The sequence below is a fragment of the Levilactobacillus yiduensis genome, from assembly GCF_024718525.1.
Taxonomy (GTDB): domain Bacteria; phylum Bacillota; class Bacilli; order Lactobacillales; family Lactobacillaceae; genus Levilactobacillus; species Levilactobacillus yiduensis.
The window spans coordinates 126,307-144,460 of sequence record NZ_JAMXAZ010000006.1 but is presented as its reverse complement, the minus strand read 5'-3'; the positions used below and the strand labels follow the sequence as shown (position 1 = coordinate 144,460).

Annotated in this window: 15 protein-coding genes; 13 read left to right on the top strand and 2 right to left on the bottom strand. The window is 51.9% G+C overall.

The window, feature by feature from the left end; genetic code table 11:
- Positions 1-740 precede the first annotated feature (740 nt).
- From NGM66_RS05405 to NGM66_RS05395, 3 genes are all read left to right on the top strand, one after another.
- The gene (locus NGM66_RS05405; RefSeq protein WP_208910295.1) at positions 741-2,474 is read left to right on the top strand and encodes an ABC transporter ATP-binding protein; all 1,734 of its coding nucleotides are present in this window, start codon (positions 741-743) and stop codon (positions 2,472-2,474) included.
- Entirely contained in the window at positions 2,467-4,308 is a 1,842-nt protein-coding gene (locus NGM66_RS05400) for an ABC transporter ATP-binding protein (RefSeq protein ID WP_258115429.1), read from the top strand. Before NGM66_RS05405 ends, NGM66_RS05400 begins: the two co-directional genes overlap by 8 nt.
- 339 nt (positions 4,309-4,647) lie before the next feature.
- Positions 4,648-5,685 (top strand): serine hydrolase domain-containing protein, encoded by a 1,038-nt coding sequence (locus NGM66_RS05395; RefSeq protein WP_208910287.1) that lies wholly within the window; start codon positions 4,648-4,650, stop codon positions 5,683-5,685.
- 728 nt (positions 5,686-6,413) lie between these two features.
- On the opposite strand, the gene NGM66_RS05390 is transcribed toward NGM66_RS05395, so the two are convergent.
- Positions 6,414-7,118, bottom strand: a complete 705-nt coding sequence (locus tag NGM66_RS05390) for a type 1 glutamine amidotransferase (protein WP_208910285.1) — start codon at positions 7,116-7,118, stop codon at positions 6,414-6,416.
- Positions 7,115-8,464, bottom strand: coding sequence for a Mur ligase family protein (locus NGM66_RS05385; protein WP_208910283.1), 1,350 nt, complete (start codon positions 8,462-8,464; stop codon positions 7,115-7,117). Before NGM66_RS05385 ends, NGM66_RS05390 begins: the two co-directional genes overlap by 4 nt.
- Before the next feature lie 881 nt (positions 8,465-9,345).
- On the opposite strand from NGM66_RS05385, the gene NGM66_RS05380 reads away from it, so the two are divergent.
- From NGM66_RS05380 to atpH, 10 genes are all read left to right on the top strand, one after another.
- Positions 9,346-9,942 carry a thymidine kinase gene (locus NGM66_RS05380; RefSeq protein WP_208910282.1) on the top strand — a complete coding sequence of 199 codons (597 nt, stop codon included), beginning with the start codon at positions 9,346-9,348 and terminating at the stop codon, positions 9,940-9,942.
- 83 nt (positions 9,943-10,025) lie between these two features.
- A complete protein-coding gene (gene prfA / locus NGM66_RS05375) occupies positions 10,026-11,111 on the top strand; it encodes a peptide chain release factor 1 (protein ID WP_125575380.1) in 1,086 nt (361 codons plus the stop codon).
- Positions 11,104-11,940 (top strand): peptide chain release factor N(5)-glutamine methyltransferase, encoded by an 837-nt coding sequence (gene prmC / locus NGM66_RS05370; protein ID WP_208910281.1) that lies wholly within the window; start codon positions 11,104-11,106, stop codon positions 11,938-11,940. The genes prfA and prmC overlap by 8 nt, the downstream gene beginning before the upstream one ends.
- A 28-nt stretch (positions 11,941-11,968) precedes the next feature.
- On the top strand, positions 11,969-12,985 hold the full coding sequence (locus NGM66_RS05365; protein WP_208910277.1) for an L-threonylcarbamoyladenylate synthase: 1,017 nt from the start codon (positions 11,969-11,971) through the stop codon (positions 12,983-12,985).
- A gap of 523 nt (positions 12,986-13,508) precedes the next feature.
- Positions 13,509-14,750, top strand: coding sequence for a serine hydroxymethyltransferase (gene glyA / locus NGM66_RS05360; protein ID WP_208910272.1), 1,242 nt, complete (start codon positions 13,509-13,511; stop codon positions 14,748-14,750).
- A gap of 96 nt (positions 14,751-14,846) precedes the next feature.
- On the top strand, positions 14,847-15,482 hold the full coding sequence (upp, locus tag NGM66_RS05355; protein WP_208910270.1) for a uracil phosphoribosyltransferase: 636 nt from the start codon (positions 14,847-14,849) through the stop codon (positions 15,480-15,482).
- A 595-nt stretch (positions 15,483-16,077) separates the two neighbouring features.
- Complete coding sequence (atpB, locus tag NGM66_RS05350) at positions 16,078-16,797, top strand: F0F1 ATP synthase subunit A (RefSeq protein WP_208910267.1); 720 nt, start codon at positions 16,078-16,080, stop codon at positions 16,795-16,797.
- Between the two features lie 32 nt (positions 16,798-16,829).
- The gene (atpE, locus tag NGM66_RS05345; RefSeq protein WP_125575374.1) at positions 16,830-17,042 is read left to right on the top strand and encodes a F0F1 ATP synthase subunit C; all 213 of its coding nucleotides are present in this window, start codon (positions 16,830-16,832) and stop codon (positions 17,040-17,042) included.
- 55 nt (positions 17,043-17,097) lie between these two features.
- On the top strand, positions 17,098-17,613 hold the full coding sequence (gene atpF, locus NGM66_RS05340) for a F0F1 ATP synthase subunit B (protein ID WP_208910265.1): 516 nt from the start codon (positions 17,098-17,100) through the stop codon (positions 17,611-17,613).
- Entirely contained in the window at positions 17,603-18,145 is a 543-nt protein-coding gene (gene atpH / locus NGM66_RS05335; protein WP_208910263.1) for an ATP synthase F1 subunit delta, read from the top strand. Before atpF ends, atpH begins: the two co-directional genes overlap by 11 nt.
- The last annotated feature ends 9 nt before the right edge of the window (positions 18,146-18,154 follow it).

Genomic DNA, 18,154 nt, shown 5'->3' with positions numbered 1-18,154 from the left:
AACGCTTACATGGCGGTGTTTTGCCACCGATTGGTCTTCTAGCTGAAGGTTGCAAGCCTTAGCTAGATTTATGGTGACGTCTGAGTTTACGGGGACAAAATTAGTCTTTGAATGTGATTTAGTCCGTGCTGGCCGCCTTACCGTTCGCCAAACTTGGACCGTGACGCTGTGGGAAGGACCGGTCGAAGCCAAATGTGTTTGGAGATTGACGGCGTTTCCCATAACTACCGGAATCTCTGATAGTCGCAGATGGTGGCGTGGACTAATTTAATAGCCTTGCTCCTCGTCAGCTGAGCCTTATTTACTTGTAACCTTTGCCCGTTGGCTGAAAAGGTCAATTAGTTTCTCTGCCAATGCAATTGCCGAAATTAGTGAAACAAATGCCAAGGCTGAAACCGGCTGATAGTGATGCATCTTCTGTAGCCGAGAGTCCGGCAAATATGGTTCAGCCGTGGGAGGCGTCGAGACCGCCCCTTGGCTCGCCCCGGCCGCCCACCGCGTTCCGACCCATATTTGACGGACGGTAGGCGGCCAGTTCGGACCATGTGGCCGTAAGCAACTAGTTCTACTGCACTCAGGATACTGGTCCAGCACCATGATTACGGACATTATTTTTTGTCACCGCTGATTAATTTAAGCGGTAATACATGATTGCAAACACGATTCAAGCGAGTATAATTGTCGCATATGCATTTTTGATGTTTTACAGAGTAACCTTAGAAGAAAGAAGGCCAAATTTCATGATGCGACTTGCCCGAAAACACTTGGACTGGTGGGCAGTAGTCCTTGCTGTTGGGTTTATGATTATTCAAGTTGCCTGTGATCTCTCCTTACCGACGTTGACTTCCAACATCATCGATAAAGGGATCGCCAACAACGATATCGGCTACATCTGGCGCACGGGTGGCCTGATGCTCCTCTTGAGTTTCATTGGGGTATTGGGAGCCGCCGGAAACGTGTATTATGCGTCTACGCAGTCGCAACGGATGGGCCAACGAATCCGAACTGATTTATTTAAGAAAGTCACGTACGCGTCCACCGAAGAATTTGAAACGGTGGGGAACGCGTCACTGATTACCCGGACGACCAACGACGTGGTACAGATTCAAAACGTCATGGTCCAAATGCTACGGATGATGCTGATGGCGCCCATCATGTTGGTGGGGGCTGGCGTCTTGGCTTACGTCAAGAGTCCGCGGCTGACGATGGTCTTCTTGGTTGCTTTGCCTGTATTGGCCTTTTTCACCGGGCTGATCATGTACTTTGCAGTGCCATTGTTCAAGAGCTTGCAAAAGAAGATTGACCGCATCAACCTGGTCTTTCGTGAAGGTCTGACGGGGGTCCGGGTCATCCGGGCGTTCAACCAGGACCAATTCGAACAAGACCGTTTTGAAGGGGCCAACAAGGATTACACGTCAACTGGGATCAAGGTCTTCATGATCGTCTCACTGATGTTACCGGTCATCACGCTGATCGTGAGCGGGACCAACATCGGGATCGTCTGGTATGGCGGCAAGCTGATTGGGAGCCAAGCCATGGAGGTCGGTAATTTGGTCGCGTTCATGACTTATGCCACCCAATTATTGATCAGTTTCATGATGGTCTCCATGGTCTTCGTCTTCCTGCCACGGGCCCAGGCGTCTGCGGCACGGATCAACGAAGTCATGGATTTGAAGAGTAAGATCAATGATGCGGACCAACCAGTTGCGTTGGACCAATCGGCGGCCAGCCTGACCTTTGATCACGTGAACTTCCGGTATACGGGGGCAGAAAAATTAGCCTTGACCGACGTGAACTTTACCGCCACGGCGGGGCAGACCGTCGCCATTATCGGGGGGACTGGTTCTGGGAAATCCACGCTGGTCAACCTGATTCCACGGTTATTTGACCCAGAAAGTGGCCAAATCAAGCTGAACGGCACGCCACTGACGGCCTTGAGCCAAAAGGCGTTGCACGAAGCGATTTCCATCACGCAACAAAAAGCGGTGCTGTTCTCCGGAACGGTCCGCAGTAACATGACTTACGGGATGTCCGACGCCAGTGATAGCCAAATTTGGCACGCACTCGACGTTGCCCAAGCCAGCGACTTCATTAAAGAAGAGGGTGGCTTAGACGGTGTCGTTGAACAAAACGGGGACAACTTCTCTGGTGGTCAACGACAACGGTTGGTCATTGCCCGGACGATTCTGAAGCGGGCGAGCGTCTACATTTTTGATGACTCGTTCTCTGCACTGGACTTCAAGACCGATGCGCTGTTGCGACAAGATCTGCGGCAAGATGCTCAGGTTCAAGCCGGTGTCACAGTCATCGTTGCCCAACGGGTCTCCACGGTTGCCGATGCCGACTTGATCTTAGTGATCGACGGCGGGAACATCGTGGGCCAAGGGACACACGACGAATTGAAGGCCACCAACAAGACTTATCAAGAAATTCTCGACTCACAACTGCGGAAGGGGGATACCGTCGATGCGTAATGGACGTGGTGCCGCTACCAAACAACGGCCACAAAAATTCTGGGGGACGACTCTCCGGTTGTTCCGCTACATGAAAGCCTGGCTTCCCGGTATCTTCGTGGTGTTAGTCTTCGCTATCGTCTCGGTGGTCTTGCAGATCAAGACGCCGAAGATCTTGGGGGAAGCCACCACGGAACTGTTCAAGGGTGTGATGAAGGGAACTGCCGAGCTAAAGGCCGGTATCGCCATTCACAGCCTGCCAGTTGACTTTGGCAAGATTGGCCACATTCTGGTGGTCGTCGGCATCATGTATGCCGGAGCGGCGGTATTTGGTATCGTCCAACAGCTGATCATGAGTTGGATCTCCCAAAAGGTCGTTTACCGTTTGCGGCGTGACCTGAAGGAAAAGATGCAACGGTTGCCGATCAGTTACTACGATACCCACAGTAATGGGGACCTGATGTCACGGATGGCCAACGATATGGATAACATCGGGGGCACGCTACAACAGACCTTGTCGCAAATCGTGACCAGTGTCCTGACCTTCTTTGGGGTCTTGTACATGATGCTGACCATCAGCGGCTGGCTGACGTTGGTTGCCTTGGTCTCCGTTCCACTGAGTGTCTTAGTGGTCGGTATCGTGGCGCCAAAATCGCAACGGTTCTTCGCTAGTCAACAGAAGAACCTGGGGCTGTTGAACAACACGGTTGAAGAAACGTACGCTGGCCATACAGTGGTCAAGACGTTTAACCGTGAAGAAGCGGCTCAAGAAGAATTCGAAGAACACAACCGTAAGTATTACCAATCCGCGTGGAAGGCGCAATTTGTTTCCAGTCTGATTTTCCCGCTGATGAACTTCGTGAAGAACCTGGACTATCTGGCTGTCGCCGTTATCGGTGGGATTCAGGTTGCCAACGGGACCGTGAGCTTGGGGAACGTGCAGGCCTTCCTGCAATACACCAACCAATTCTCACAACCCATCACGCAAATGGCCAACTTGACCAACACGATTCAGGCGACGATTGCCTCTGCCGAACGGATCTTTGCCGTATTGGATGAAACCGATATGGTTGAGACCAAGACGGCGGAGGTCCCCGCTGAAACGGCGACTAATGGCAATGTCATTGAATTTGACAACGTGGCCTTCAGATATGTGGAAAATAATCCACTGATCGAAGACTTTAATTTGAAGGTCAAACCGGGTGATATGGTCGCCATTGTCGGGCCAACTGGGGCCGGGAAGACCACTATCATCAATCTGTTGGAACGGTTCTACGATGTCGATTCTGGCCAGATCAGGTATCGTGGTCAGGACACGCACGCCGTGGGCCGGACCGATTTACGCCGGCACTTCGCGATGGTGCTGCAGGACACCTGGTTATTTACCGGGTCGATCTTCGACAACATCAAGTACGGTCGCGAGGATGCGAGTGAAGCAGACGTGTACGCGGCGGCCAAGGCAGCTCATGCCGACACCTTCATTCGCCAACTACCAGATGGGTACGATACCATCTTGAATGAAGCGGCCACCAACATTTCCCAAGGGCAACGGCAATTATTGACGATTGCGCGGGCCTTCGTGGCGGATCCAGACGTCTTGATCTTGGACGAAGCCACTAGTTCGGTCGATACCCGGACGGAAATGCTGATTCAACACGCCATGCAAAGCTTGCTGGCAGGGCGGACGAGCTTCGTGGTCGCCCACCGGTTATCCACGATTCAAAATGCCGAGAACATCGTGGTTATGAATCACGGCCACATTGTCGAAACCGGGAACCACGCCAGCTTGTTAGCGGCCAATGGTTTCTACGCCGACCTCTACAATAGTCAGTTTACGGGTAACGATTTGGCATAATTCAAGGGTATTTACAAAGCGTCTTGCCAGTGGTGGCAGGGCGTTTTTTTGTGCACGCGGGATTGTTGGTGGCATTCGCCTTATACAGCACGGCGTTCTCTCTAACTTTACTAACGAAATTCAGCCGTGCATTGTAACCAGCTTTCAGAAAGGTTTAGGAAATTTTAAGTTTGCTTAGCGTGCGCACTCGTAGCGCAATTTTGACTTGGTCTTGCCCACAATGGTAGGCGGCTAGTTTGCACTACAGGGCATGTAACCGCTAGTTTAAGACAAACTGGAATTGCCATTTGCCAGTCGGGATGGGTACAATGGACCCAGAGAAAGAGAGAGGTGCGGTCCATGGCGTATGTAGAAACGAAAGCGGCCCTTCAACGGCTGGTCGCGGAAAAGGTGGTCCCAGGGGTGAGCTTTGCCCTGATCGATGGCGACCGCGTGGAAACGGGGCAGTACGGTGTTGCCGCCATTGTGCCCCATACTGAGCCATTGCGGCCGGGGATGCTGTACGACGTGGCCTCGCTGACCAAGGTCGTGGGGACGTTAAGCGTGGTCCTGCAGCTGCTAGCGGCGGGCCGGTTACACTTGACTGACCACGTGCACGACTACTTGCCGGAGTGGCAAGATTCGCGGGTGACTGTGCGGCATTTACTCACGCACACGTCGGGCATCACGGGCTACATCCCCAACCGCAACCAATTGGATGCTGTGGCGTTGACCCACGCGCTGTTACACCTGCACGTCGGCCCGACATTTGGCCGGAAAATGGTCTATGCCGACGTCAACTACATTTTCCTCGGGTGGATCGTTGAACAAATTTTAGGCGACCCCATTCAGGTGGCCGTGCAACAGCGTGTGTTGACGCCACTGGGGATGACCCACAGTACGTTTACCCCCACGGAGCCACTGGCATGTATCCCAACGGCTCAGACCGTGACGCGTGGCTTGATTCGTGGTGAGGTCCATGACCCCAAGGGCTATGTGTTGCAGCGGCGGTGCGGGTCTGCGGGCCTATTCAGTACGGTCGCTGACCTGACACGGTTCTGTCAGGCCTACTGTCGGCCGGAAATGGCCCCGGCAGTCCTGCCACCGACCTTCATTCATCAGCTAACGCATGATTGGACACCCAATGGTCACGCTGGCCGTTCACTCGGCTGGGCGTTGACCGCAACCCAGTGGCCACAGTCGCACCGGGTCATCTGGCATTCGGGGTTCACCGGCACGTATCTGGTGATCGACCCAATGACCCGGCAGGCGATGGTGTTCTTGACCAACCGCGTTCATCCCGTGGCCCCCAACGAACCGTATCTGGACCAACGCAACGCGGTGATTGGCACGTATTTGGCCGAGAAAAGCCGGTATGTTGGTCATGATTTTTCGTAATGAACTGAAGTTTAAGGACTGACTAAGCTCTTAAATCTCAACCAGATAGCATTCTAACTATGAAAGCTAGTGAAACCAGAATGCCTCCGTCAGCCAGCAGTTCCGCCTGCTCTGGGGAACACCTCCAGCCTGAGAAGCGGTCTTCCGGTTCGCTTGAAAGCCTGGCAAAATTCGCCAGTCTCTCAAGTCGTCCCACCCAGTAACCTGGCCAAAAACGCCAGCTAACTGGGTCGACACAGCCGGCTGCACTACTGGCTGACTCCGGCGGATTGGTGCTTGTCAGTGACTGTGCATTAATTAAAAACCAATGGTAGAATCAGCTGGCACTAAGGGTTAAACGCATTGTTAATTAGCAATCACCGTGTAGCCGAGAGTCCGCCAAATATGGGTTCAGCCGTGGGAGTTACCTTAGCAGCGCTATTTGCTGGTTAGGTAACTGGCGTCTTTGAGACGTGGTCCATCGGCTCAAAGGCGAGGTGTCGAGACCGCCTTATGGCTCGACACGTCCGCCCACAGCGTTCCGACCCATATTTGGCGGACGGTAGGCGGCCAGTTTGAGCTATCCCCCTGGACATAACTAGTTCTATCACGGCAATATTTTTAGGCGATTTTTGCCGTTCAACTTGTAATAAATAAAAAGTTCCAATCACTATCGTCAGTGATTTAGACGAAGGTGGTTGGAACTTTCTTTAAGTTTAAGATTGGTATGCCTACTGATGCCAGCTTATTTAGAACGTTGCCGGAATCGGCAGTGCCTCTTGCTGGCTGAAGTCGGCGTCCGGGTATTTCCGCTTCAAAGCGGCCACTAACAGGTGCTTGGCGATGTCGCCGTTACGCGTCAGAATTGGGCCGTGGAAGTAAGAACAATAAACGTTCTTGTAAATTGCCCCTTCCGTACCGTCCTCGCCGTTATTACCCTTGCCTGAGACGACGTTACCCAGTGGTCGTTCGCTCTTGCCCAGGTAAGTCAATCCCTGGTGGTTTTCAAACCCGTGGTAGGTCTCACCGGTCTCCTGGTTCTTGATGACGATGTCACCGATGAAGCGGTTGTGGTCTTGGGCCAGCGTATAGTGGTCCAATGCACCGATGCCGGGTAATTTTTCGCCGTCAGCGCCAATATAGTAATGGCCTAACAGCTGGAAACCGCCACAGATGGCCAATAGGGGACCGTCGGATTCGATGAATTTGATCAACTCAGCCTTTTTGGTCTGGATATCTTGGGAGACGATGGTCTGTTCAAAGTCTTGGCCACCGCCAAAGAAGGCCAGATCATAGTCGTCAGCGTGGAAGTCTTCCTCGAGGCTGACAACCTTCACGTTTAAGGTAACGTCCATTTGCTTGGCATAGTAGTTCAACGCCAGAATATTTCCGACGTCACCGTAAGTGTTCATCAGGTCGCCGTACAGGTGGGCGACGTTTAATTCGTAACTCATAGACCGAGACCCTCCTTGACGTAGCCTTTATCAGCTAAAATTTTACGCATCTGCAGCATGGCGGTGTAGGTCGCCAGCACGTAAACGCGGTCGGTCGAGACCTTCTTGATCTCGTCCACGACCTTTTCCAGGTTCGGTTCCACAATGTGGCGGTCGTCGGGAATTCCCGCGACCTTCAGCCGGAACGTGATGTCCTTGTAACGCTCGCCCCCGGTGATGACGGTCGGAATGTCCCGGTCGGCCAACTGTTCAAAGTCGCCATCCCAGATCCAACTGGTATCGATACCGTCCGCGTAGTTGGCGTTGAGCAGGCCCACCAGAGAAAATGGGTGCGTGTCCGTGCCAATCATGTGCAACACCTGGTCTAATCCCACGGGGTTCTTGACCAAGATGATGGTGACCCGCTTGCCGTCCACGTTGATGACCTCTTGGCGACCAAAGACTTGTTGGTTGGCGTTGAAGGCGTCACTGACCTGTTCCGGCGTCACGTCCATGAAACGACCCACCGCGTAAGCAGCTAGGGCGTTGTAGATGTTGTAGGTCCCACCGACCTGAATCTTGAAGGGGTGACCGTCGATTTCAAATTTCGAAGACGTTGGCGTCTGCTCGCCCAACTTGGTCAACCGGTAAGTTAGCTCCGGCCGTGAGAAGCCACAGTTCGGGCAGAAATACTTGCCTTGATTGCTGTAGGTCAGGGAATGGTAGTGCAAAATGTGCTCACAGTTGGGGCACAGCACGCCATCCGTGTTGGGCTTGGCCTTGAAGTCGCCGTCGGGCTGGTCGTCAAAGCCGTAGTACTGAATTGGATTTGGCAATTCCTTGGAATGAAAAATTGGGGAGTCACCGTTGGCAATAATGGTTGCGTTAGGCGCCAGGGCCACCCCGTCAAGAATTTTTTGGTAAGTGGTGTAAATTTCACCGTAGCGGTCCATTTGGTCCCGGAAAATATTCGTAAAGACAAAAGCTTTCGGTTCAATGTATTGGGTCACCTTAATGACGTTGGCCTCATCGACTTCCAGTACCGCCAGTGGCCGGCCAGTCTTCGGGTTCTTGGCGTTCAAGAAAGTGGTGACGATTCCCTGTTCCATGTTGGAACCAGTGGGATTCGTCAAGATATCGGGATACTTTTCACGGAGCACGGAGACCGTTAACGCCGTGGTCAACGTCTTTCCGTTGGTTCCCGTGATCACGATGACGTCATACTTGGCGCCCAAGGTCCGCAAAATGTTGGGATCGAGTTTTAACGTAATTTTTCCGGGGAGAGAACTTCCCCCGTGTAGAAACGTGTGGAGAAACCAGTAAGAGGATTTCCCCGCGAAGGTGGCAACGCCGCTTCTGAATGACATGCAATTCGCTCCTTAATCGCGACAAGATTTTTTAATGTCGGGTTCCATAATATTCAAGCCCTAATTTTAGCATTTTTTCGGCATTAAGGGGAGGACTCTGCTTGAACTTTCCCAAATCGCAAGGAGTTGGGTTGGTCAGCTGACGAGGTGGAGGTTATCTACCACCTACCGTCCGCCAAATATGGGTCGGAACGCGGTGGGCGGACGGGTCGAGCCAAAGGGCGGTCTCGACGCCTCGACTTTGAGCCGAAAGACCACGTCTCAAAGACGCCAGTTACCTAACCAGCAGAAATCACTGGCAAGGTAACTCCCACGGCTGAACCCATATTTGGCGAACTCTCGGCTACATAGGTCGTTGTCAGCGACTAGCCGCTAGCCCGTTGCGCCTGCCATTTAGTATAGCCACTGAGGTAACAGTAGTTGCAAGTGTGCCGAAGCTTGTTGATTGTCTTGGTAGGTCTCATGTACGGATTATGCTGACAGCCACCTGCAATCGCGACTACTGCCTGATTTGTTGGCGGGCAAGTACTAAAACAATATTGTTGATAAAAATAAGTGTAGCCGAGAGTGAAGCAAAATAGGCGTTCAGCCGTGGGATTTTCTAAGTGTTCTTCTTAGAAAATGGCGTCTGGGAAACGCGGGCTACGGTTCCCAGCGAGGGCTGAGACCGCCCTTTGGCTCAGACCGGTCCTTCCCACCGCGTTCCGATGCCTATTTTGCGAACGGCAAGGCGACCAGTACCGCCATGGTTGCCAATATCAGGACACTACCAGACTGGTAACGGTTTCGCAGAAAAATCTATCACCAATTGGCCGCGACAGTCGAATTTTCCAGCGTAATCGGCTATAATAGATAGAAACTGTCAAAAAGGTGGGAGCAACGTGGCGCAGCTATTTTTTCGGTACGGCGCAATGAATAGCGGGAAGACCATTGAAATCTTGAAGGTCGCCCATAACTATGAGGAACAGGGCAAGCGGGTCATCATTATGACCAGTGGCTTGGATACCAGAGATGGGGTCGGCCACGTCTCAAGTCGCATTGGCTTGAAGCGGACGGCTCATCCCATTTTTAAAGAAACCAATCTCTACGATGAGGTACAACGCATTGATGCGCAGGCCAACTGTGTGTTGATCGACGAGGCCCAGTTCATGACCAAGGCACACGTGTTCCAATTGGCCAAGGTGGTCGATGAGCTGCACATTCCAGTCATGACCTTTGGGTTAAAGAATGATTTCAAGAACGAACTGTTTGAAGGGTCCAAGTACCTCCTGTTATATGCGGATAAGATCGAAGAAATGAAGACCATTTGCTGGTTTTGCACCAAGAAGGCCATCATGAATCTGCGGTTCCACGACAACCAACCCGTTTACGAGGGTGAACAGGTTCAGATTGGCGGCAACGAGGCGTATTACCCCGTGTGCCGGCGCCATTATTTCAACCCACCATTGGACCAGATTGGTAAGTCGCGGCCAAAATAAGACAACGCGACAACACATTTTGCAAGGCGGTCGTTGAACCGTTTTGCCTGACGCAAGTTAATTTTGAAACGAGGTTAAATCGAATGGATGAAATGTTTGACAAGCTCCAAGCCGTGGCCGACCGCTACGACGAGCTCAATGAATTGATCAGTGACCCCGAAGTCATCGCGGACACGCAGAAATTCATGAAGCTGTCCAAAGAAGAAGGGGAGCTGCGCGAAACGGTGGACAAATACCACCAGTACCAAGACGTGACCAAGCAAATCGCCGATGACGACGAAATGCTGCGTGAAAAGCTTGACGATGACATGGACGCCATGGTCAAAGAAGAGCTCAAGGACTTAACGGCCCAAAAGGAAAAGCTCGAAGACGACATTAAGGTCTTACTGTTGCCGAAAGACCCCAACGATGACAAGAACATCATCATGGAAATTCACGGGGCTGCTGGTGGGGATGAAGCCAGCTTATTTGCGGCTGACCTCTTTAGCATGTACTCCAAGTACGCCGAACGCCAAGGCTGGAAGATCGAAATCGTCGATGAAAACGCCACTGAAGTTGGTGGGTTCAAGGAAATCGTCTTGATGATCACCGGGGACAAAGTCTACTCCAAGCTGAAGTACGAAAACGGTGCGCACCGGGTTCAACGGGTGCCAGCGACGGAATCTGCCGGTCGGGTCCACACCAGTACCGCGACGGTCGGCGTGATGCCGGAAGAAGAGGACGTGGACATTGATATCGATCCCAAGGACATTCGGACCGACGTTTACCGTTCCTCTGGTGCCGGTGGACAACACATCAACAAGACCTCTTCGGCCGTGCGGATGACCCACTTGCCAACCGGAATCGTCGTGGCCATGCAAGATGAACGGTCACAGCAACAAAACCGGGCCAAGGCCATGACCATTTTACGGGCCCGGGTCTACGACTACTATAAACAACAAGAAGAAGACGCCTACAACGCCGAACGGAAGTCTGCCGTGGGGACCGGGGATCGTTCCGAACGGATCCGGACTTACAACTACCCGCAAAACCGGGTAACGGATCACCGAATCGGCTTGACATTGAACAAGCTGGATCGCGTCATGAACGGGGAATTAGACGACATCATTGATGCCCTGATTCTATCCGATCAAGCGGCCAAGCTAGAAGACTTAAAGAACAATGGCTAAGACCACCATTTTGATGGCGATAAAGGCTGCCGAGCACCAACTGACGGCGGCCGGCCAAGAGACCAGCGTTGCCGCCTACTTGATGCAGGAAGGGCAAGGCTGGTCCTTTACCCAACTGGTCCAACACTACCGAGAAACGCTGGCCGGTGACCAACTGGCGACGTACCACCGGCAAATTGACCGGGTCTGTGACGGTGAGCCCGCCCAGTACGTCTTGGGGCACGCGCCATTTTACGGTCGCGAGTTTCGCGTCACGCCGGCCACGTTGATTCCTCGGCCCGAGACCGAGGAGCTCGTCGAGTGGCTGCTACAGCTGCCGGCAACGTCGCAGCGCGTGTTAGACGTGGGTACCGGGAGTGGAGCGATTGCGTTGACGTTAAAGGCGGAGCGACCGACTTGGGACGTGACCGCCACGGACATTTCGGCGGCGGCCATTGCGGTGGCCCAGGATAATGCCCAGGCACTCGACACCCCCGTAACTTTTGCGGTGGGTGACCTCTTGACACCGGTGGCCGGGCAGCGGTTTGACGTCATCGTGTCCAATCCGCCCTACATCGACCGGAGTGAACTGGCGGTGATGGACGATTCGGTCAAACGCTTTGAACCGGCGACAGCCTTATTTGCGGCCAACCACGGTCTGGCGTTTTACCAACGCTTCGCCCAGTTGTTGGGGGATTACCTGACGACACACGGGCAGTTCTTTGCGGAGATTGGGTACCAGCAGGGACCAGCCGTGCGGCAGTTATTTGCCACGGCCTTTCCTCAAGCGACGGTGACCATCAAGGCGGACATCAACGGCCATGATCGCATGGTCCGCGTGCAATTGTGAATTTAGATGGGAGATTAGAGAAATCGATATGGAAACCAAAATTTTTCAACCAACTGAAATCGCTGCGGCGGCCGCGGCTATCCAGGCCGGCCAACTCGTGGCCTTTCCCACGGAGACGGTCTATGGCTTAGGCGCCGACGCGACCAATGAAGCGGCGGTCAAGCAGGTCTATTTGGCCAAGGGTCGCCCCAGCGACAATCCGTTGATCGTCCACGTCACTGGCGAAGACACGGTCAAGAAATATGCCCAACCGCTGTCCGCCAAGGCCGAAGCGCTGATCAAGGCGTTTTGGCCTGGCCCGCTGACGCTGATTTTCAAGCTCCAACCGGGTGCCTTTTCGAAGGCCGTCACCGGGGGCTTGGACACGGCGGCCTTTCGGAACCCCGCTAACCAGGTCACGTTAGACCTGATCAAGGCGGCGGGAGTTCCGTTAGTCGGGCCATCCGCCAACACCTCAGGCAAGCCCAGCCCAACGCTGGCCAAGCACGTCTATCATGATTTAAATGGTAAGATTGCCGGCATTTTAGACGATGGTCCCACCAAGGTGGGGGTTGAATCCACGGTCCTGGACATGTCCACGGACATTCCGACGATTCTGCGTCCGGGTGGCGTGACTGAAGAACAACTGGCCGCCGTGATTGGGCAGGTTCAGTCCAACCACCACAAGGTCGGCAAGGGCGAGATTCCTAAGGCACCAGGGATGAAATACAAGCATTACGCGCCCAACGCCCAGGTCACGATCGTCGATGACGAGGCGGATTGGCCCGCAGCACTCGCATGGGCAGCCGAGCAGTCCGGAACCATCGGTGTGATGGCGTTGGACCGCACGCTGGCCAATGAAACCTTACCAGCAAACGCCGAAGCCTTCTCACTGGGGGCCGATATGGCCAGTGCCAGTCACCGGCTGTTTGCTGGGTTGCGGCATTTTGACCTGGAATCACCCGTGACCGGTATCCTGGCCCAAGGCTTCGCGGCAGAAGGCCTAGGTGCGGCTTACATGAACCGGTTGAATAAGTCAGCTGGCCAACAACATTTTGAAAAATAAGCATTGATTTGGGGGCCTGGGACAAAAGTCTCGGGCCTTTTGTGTCTCCGAATATCTGGTGTTGAAACCTGGGCCAAAAGGCAGCTGGTTCCGCTTAAAACTGATAAATAAACAATCCAAGCCCGGGATTATTCGTTTATCAGCCTTAATGCTCGCCAGCTAACCGCCTTTTAGTCCACTCTCTTTTTTCTGTCCTCAGCTAACATCGCTGTCATCGCAACAGCCATCTCGGATCGTCGCTGGTCGGTAACATCAGTGATTACCCACAAGGTAGCAGGATTATCGCTGAAATGACGGCGTTTATCTGCATTGAGTAGGTGAATTGCCACGTAGCCGTGAGGCGTCGAGACCGTTCCCTGGCTCACCCCGTCCGTCCACAGCGGTACGACCCATATTTGGTGGACGGTAGGCGGCCAGCACGGCCCACCGTACGTTTTATAAAATAATAAATAATGCGAAGTAGTCCCACTGAGGTGAAAAATTTGGTAAAATAGGACCAATTACAGTTCAGGGGGAATTGCCAGTGAATTTCAAAGAAAAAGATCCAGAATTATGGGGCGCTATCGCCAAAGAAGAAGACCGTCAGGAAGAAACGATTGAATTAATTGCTTCGGAAAACATCGTCAGCGAAGCCGTGCGCACGGCTCAGGGCTCCGTGTTGACCAACAAGTATGCCGAAGGGTATCCGGGAAAACGCTACTACGGTGGCACGCAGTACATCGACGTGGTGGAGCAACTGGCCATTGACCGCGCTAAGAAGCTGTTTAACGCCGAATACGCTAACGTCCAACCACACTCCGGTTCTCAGGCGAACCAAGCCGTCTATGCGGCATTTTTGAAGCCTGGCGACACTATTCTGGGGATGGGCCTGGATGCCGGGGGCCATTTGACTCACGGCGCTAAGGTTAATTTCTCTGGTAAATTGTACAATGCGTACAGTTACGCGTTGAATCCGGACACGGAACTCCTGGACTACGACATGATTCGTGACTTGGCGCTTAAAGTCAAGCCACAACTGATCGTGGCTGGGGCATCAGCGTACTCACGAATCATTGATTGGCATGCCTTCCGCGACATTGCGGATGAAGTTGGCGCTTACTTGATGGTCGACATGGCGCACATCGCCGGCTTAGTCGCTGCGGGTCTGCATCCTAGTCCCGTGGGTATCGCTGACGTGGTCACCACGACGACGCACAAGACGTTGCGTGGACCGCGGGGTGGGATGATCTTATCCCAAGCGGAAAATGCCAAGCGCATCAACTCAGCGGTCTTCCCCGGCACGCAAGGTGGGCCGTTGGAACACGTGATTGCCGGTAAGGCCGCCGCATTCTTCGAAGACCTTCAGCCGGAATTCACCGACTACGGCAAGCAAATTATTGCCAACGCCCAGGCGATGGCGGACGAATTCAACCAGTTGCCAAAGGTTCGGGTCGTTTCTGACGGCACGGACAACCACTTGATGACGCTTGACCTGTCAGCCACCGATCTTAATGGGAAGCAAGCCCAAGAATTGTTGGACAGCGTGATGATCACGACCAACAAGGAAGCCATCCCGAACGAAACGTTGAGTCCGTTCAAAACGTCAGGAATCCGCTTAGGGACGCCAGCAATCACGACACGTGGTTTCAACGCTGATGAATCCCGCGAAGTGGCACGCTTGATCGTTAAGACGTTACTGAACCCAACTGATGACAAAGTCTTGGAAGACGTGCGGCAACGGGTCCACGAGCTGACCAGTGCCCACCCTTTATCAGCGTTGGACTAAAAAATTTGTTGTAAAAACGTTTTCATTTGAAATTAACCGTTTTGGTAGCGGAAATTCATGGTACAATTGTAAGAAATCATAAAGGAGCGCTCATTCATGGGGAAGTTTCAAGTACTTGACCACCCGTTGATTCAACACAAACTGACGATTATCCGGAACAAAGACTGTGGGACCCGCAGTTTTCGGGAGGTTGTCAACGAAATCTCGACCTTAATGGCCTACGAAGTTTCGCGCGATATGCCTTTGAAAGATAAGGAAATCGAAACACCAATGGGAAAGATGACTGCCAAGGAACTCTCTGGTAAAAAGGTCGCCATTGTACCAATCTTACGTGCCGGTATCGGTATGGTTGATGGTATTTTGGAATTGATCCCAGCTGCTAAAGTCGGTCACATCGGGATGTACCGTGATGAGAAGACCTTACAGCCTCATGAATATTTCGTAAAAATGCCTTCTGACATTGACCAACGGCAAATCTTCATCGTTGACCCAATGTTGGCCACCGGTGGGTCAGCAATGATGGCCATCGAAGCTTTGGAAAAGCGTGGTGCTGATCCGAAGAACATGAAGTTCGTTTGTTTAGTTTCCGCACCAGAAGGGGTCAAGGCTTTACGTGAAGCCCAACCTGACGTTGATATTTACACGGCAGCGTTAGATGATCACCTGAACGAAGACGGGTACATTGTGCCAGGTCTCGGCGATGCCGGTGACCGGTTGTTTGGAACGAAGTAAACGTTAAAGAGATTCGGCCACTGCGGTCGAGTCTCTTCTTTGTTAGGAAAAAGACTGTGTCACCGCCATGTCAGGTGGGTGAGATGACTTAACTGCGCTGGTCCCGGTGACCATCAGTTCGTTGAGTTTATCAGGTAACAGGCTCAACTAAGCTGCCATCAAGGCCCGTTATAGACGCCGCTGGTCGCTTTGTTCTCAGCATTGGGTGAATGGTGCAAGGTGACCGATGGGCGTCTGCTCAGCGTCATTTTAGACGGTTAGAACCAGCGCTTGCTCAGTGGATCTGTCAATGATTTCTGGGGCAAGACCTGGTCCTGATCGACTAAAAATTTTATCATAGCGAGTGCGCACGCATATATACTGTGAAAACGATAACAATCCTTTTAAAAACTGGATTTTAATCTTACTCACAGGAATGTTTATCCTGTGAAAAATTGTTTTGTCTTTTATCTGGATTGGTGGTATCATTTCCAGTGTATTTGAATGGAGCGCTCGCTTCGTTCACTATTCCGCTTTTCTTGAGAAATACCTGACATAAGTGAGGAATTTAACAGAGAAAATGCGTTCATATAGTGTGGAAAAGAGGTGATATTCGGTGAATGGTGAACCAGTTTCAACCTTTCAATTTCTGGGACTGACTTTTAGTACTGCCAACGTTGTATCCGGCCTAGTCGTATTTGTGCTGATGGTGGCAGTTATTTTTTTCACTTCCAGGAAATTAGCCATGAAGCCTACCAAGGGGCAAAACTTCTTGGAATGGCTGATTGATTTTACCAACGGAATTTTGAAGGGGTCCATTCCAGCCGGCGATGTCGGTAAGTTTGGTTTGTGGGGATTCACGTTATTCCTATTTCTCTTTCTGTCTAACGAATTGGGGTTATTCATCCAAGTGGCCACGCGTGGGGGTGCGACGATCGTTCGTAGTCCAACGTCTGACCCAATGACCACATTAACGTTCTCGTTAATGACCATGATGATTGCTCAGTTTGCTGGCGTTTGGAAATTAGGGTATAAGCGTCACTTCACAAACTACCTGAAACCTTTCGTGTTCTGGCTTCCGATCAGTATCTTTGAGGAATTCACGAACTTTCTGACGTTGGGTCTCCGTATCTTCGGGGTTATCTTCTCTGGTGAAATGCTATTAGGGGTAATCTGGGATCTGGCAGCTTCACACGGTATCGCGACGATGATCGTTGCGGTGCCAATCGAAATGGCTTGGCAAGGGTTCTCAGCGTTCTTGGGAGCTATCCAAGCGTTCGTTTTCGTCACGTTGTCATCAGTTTATATTTCTCAAAAGCTAGAAGTCGAGGAATAAGTTTTATCTAATTTAAGGAGGAAACAAAGATTATGGGAGCTATTGCAGCTGGTATTGCTATGTTTGGTGCCGCCGTCGGTGGGGGTATCGGTGATGGTATCGTTATTTCCAAGATGCTAGAAGGTATGGTTCGTCAACCTGAATTATCAGGTCAATTACGGACGAACATGTTTATCGGTGTTGGGCTGGTTGAAGCCATGCCTATCATTTCCTTCGTTGTTGCTTTGATGGTTATGAACAAGTAGTAACAATGAACCGGTTTAGTTTTAAATATCTGATAGCAAAAGGAGGTGTCAATAGATGCTCTCACATTTAGTAATTGGTCAGTCGCTTTACTTTGGAGATTCTCTGTTCTACATCGTCACGTTCTTACTGTTGATGTGGATCATTAAGGTTGTAGCGTGGGGTCCAGTCACGAAGATGATGCAGGATCGGGCCGACAAAATCAGTAATGATATTGATTCCGCCGAAAAGTCCCGTAACGATGCTGCCGACCTGGTGCAAAAGCGCCAAGCAGCTTTGGCAAATTCTCGTTCTGAAGCCCAAACGATTGTGAGCGATGCGAAGACTAACGGTCAACAACAACGCGAACAAATCGTGACGCAGGCCCAAGCGGATGTTCAAACGATGAAGCAAAATGCCCAAAAGGATATCGAACAGGAGCGTCAAGACGCGCTGTCCAATGCCCGTAACGATGTGGCGGACCTATCTATTGAGATTGCTTCCAAGATCATTCAACGAGAATTAAAAGGTGACGACCAAAAGGCATTAATTGATTCTTATATCGAAGGGTTGGGGAAGCAACATGAGTCTTAATAGGGCAACGGTAGCAAAGCGCTACTCCAAAGCATTATTTGATTTGTTGTCCGAAAAAGACCAACTGGAGTCAGGCTACACAGAGTTAGTGGAACTTCGGCGTATCTTCCAGGACAACCCACAGTTGAGCACGATGCTCTCAGACGCTAGCCTGCAGGTTGCTGAACGCGAAGCTTTGCTCCAACCTTTGTTGAAGCAAGCTTCACCGTATATCAAAAACCTGATTCAAATGACCTACGATTACGGCCGGATGGAAAACCTTGTCGATATTATCGATGCTTTCCAAAAGCTGTATGACGATGTCCACGACACGGTCTATGCTGAAGTGACGACGGCAGTCGAATTGACGGCTGAACAGAAGTCACAGATCGAGACCGTCTACGCCAAGCGCGTTGGGGCAAAGAAGGTCATCTTGAGCAGCAAGGTTGACCCTGCTGTGATTGGTGGTGTTATTATCAAGGCCGCAGACACGGTCCTCGATGGTAGCCTACGAACTAAAATTAATCGTTTACGGCAGCAACTGCTAGCATAACGAATTCGG

Bases quoted from the DNA above. Each gene is read 5' to 3' on its own strand.
- NGM66_RS05405 (WP_208910295.1), top strand. From the start codon at position 741: ATGATGCGACTTGCCCGAAAACACTTGGACTGGTGGGCAGTAGTCCTT.
- NGM66_RS05400 (WP_258115429.1), top strand. From the start codon at position 2,467: ATGCGTAATGGACGTGGTGCCGCTACCAAACAACGGCCACAAAAATTC.
- NGM66_RS05395 (WP_208910287.1), top strand. From the start codon at position 4,648: ATGGCGTATGTAGAAACGAAAGCGGCCCTTCAACGGCTGGTCGCGGAA.
- NGM66_RS05390 (WP_208910285.1), bottom strand. From the start codon at position 7,118: ATGAGTTACGAATTAAACGTCGCCCACCTGTACGGCGACCTGATGAAC.
- NGM66_RS05385 (WP_208910283.1), bottom strand. From the start codon at position 8,464: ATGTCATTCAGAAGCGGCGTTGCCACCTTCGCGGGGAAATCCTCTTAC.
- prfA (WP_125575380.1), top strand. From the start codon at position 10,026: ATGGATGAAATGTTTGACAAGCTCCAAGCCGTGGCCGACCGCTACGAC.
- prmC (WP_208910281.1), top strand. From the start codon at position 11,104: ATGGCTAAGACCACCATTTTGATGGCGATAAAGGCTGCCGAGCACCAA.
- NGM66_RS05365 (WP_208910277.1), top strand. From the start codon at position 11,969: ATGGAAACCAAAATTTTTCAACCAACTGAAATCGCTGCGGCGGCCGCG.
- upp (WP_208910270.1), top strand. From the start codon at position 14,847: ATGGGGAAGTTTCAAGTACTTGACCACCCGTTGATTCAACACAAACTG.
- atpE (WP_125575374.1), top strand. From the start codon at position 16,830: ATGGGAGCTATTGCAGCTGGTATTGCTATGTTTGGTGCCGCCGTCGGT.
- atpF (WP_208910265.1), top strand. From the start codon at position 17,098: ATGCTCTCACATTTAGTAATTGGTCAGTCGCTTTACTTTGGAGATTCT.
- atpH (WP_208910263.1), top strand. From the start codon at position 17,603: ATGAGTCTTAATAGGGCAACGGTAGCAAAGCGCTACTCCAAAGCATTA.